Raw genomic sequence first — 1088 nt, 5'->3', positions numbered from 1 at the left:
AGCATACGTAGCAGCCTCTACCTCTTGATCTGTAATTGGAGGCAAGCCCAATGCTTTGAACAAAGCTTGAAGTGCACGAGCTGCTTTATTACGAACTGCTACAACTTCTTCTTCTCGAGCAGGAATAAGACCGCCATTTACCTTAAGGTCACGTTGGATAACTGTCCAGTCATCATAGTCCTCTGCATCCCAGTTAGAACCAGCGAACATGTTGTCATAGTTTGGTGTAGAACTATAACCTGAGCAGATGAAGTCAGTGCCTGGTGCAAATTGCATCAATGTACGTGCTGTTCTACGCAAGTCGGAGTGACTGAATGTTTGGTCATTACTAGATGCACATTCTAGGTCGAGCATAGCTGCTACAAGGTTTTCTGCCAATACAGCGCGGATACCAGAAGGTACGGCTGCTGGAATGCCGATACAGCTTACAGAACCATTTTGAATACCCTGTACACCAGCGCCTTTTGTAATATATAGGCAGCGGATTTCAAGGTACAACATAGATTTACCTTCTGCTTGTCCCATTTGTACTTCAGAACCTGTACCAGAGGTGAAGCGCATTTTAAGACCACGAGATGCATAAGCAGATGCGAGGAATCCTTTAGACCAAGGTGTATCATCACCATCGGTAAATACGTCTTCTGTACCATATACGGAAATTGTTTCTGCATATGCTGTAAAGCCGCGCATGCCAAGTTCCAATTCTGTCGCTTCTTCCAAGGAGCATTGTGTCAATACACCTGGTCGACCACATTGAGAGCCTACGAGTAAGCTAATCGCATTGAGTGGTGCGTAACGAGCAACGGCTACTGTTGTTTCTTCTTCTGCGAACCCACGAAGTGCACCTTCCGCAGCATCGGCTGCGATTTGCACTGGATTGTCGTTTACGTTCGTTACATGGGCTTGGTTAGCCATTGTACGACGAGCACGCATTTTTTGCATACATTGCATCATTTCAACAACGTTCATAGTAGAAACAACTTCCAACATTTTCGCTGGAGTAATAGATTTACAAATCTTAACGATTTCTTCACGAGGTACTGATGGTGTAAGCATCATATTAGCAATCTCTTTTGAATCCTTTGCCA

At 44.6% G+C, this 1088-nt stretch carries 1 protein-coding gene; it reads right to left on the bottom strand.

The annotated features are described in order from the left end of the window. Nucleotides 1-1088, bottom strand: a 1088-nt coding sequence (locus tag Q7P05_RS03405) for a propanediol/glycerol family dehydratase large subunit (protein ID WP_303930451.1), incomplete at both ends; no start/stop codon positions are given.

Source organism: Veillonella dispar (genome assembly GCF_937975875.1).
GTDB lineage: Bacteria > Bacillota > Negativicutes > Veillonellales > Veillonellaceae > Veillonella > Veillonella dispar_B.
Note: the sequence above shows the minus strand (reverse complement) of the source record. Positions and strands in the feature narration are given on the sequence as shown.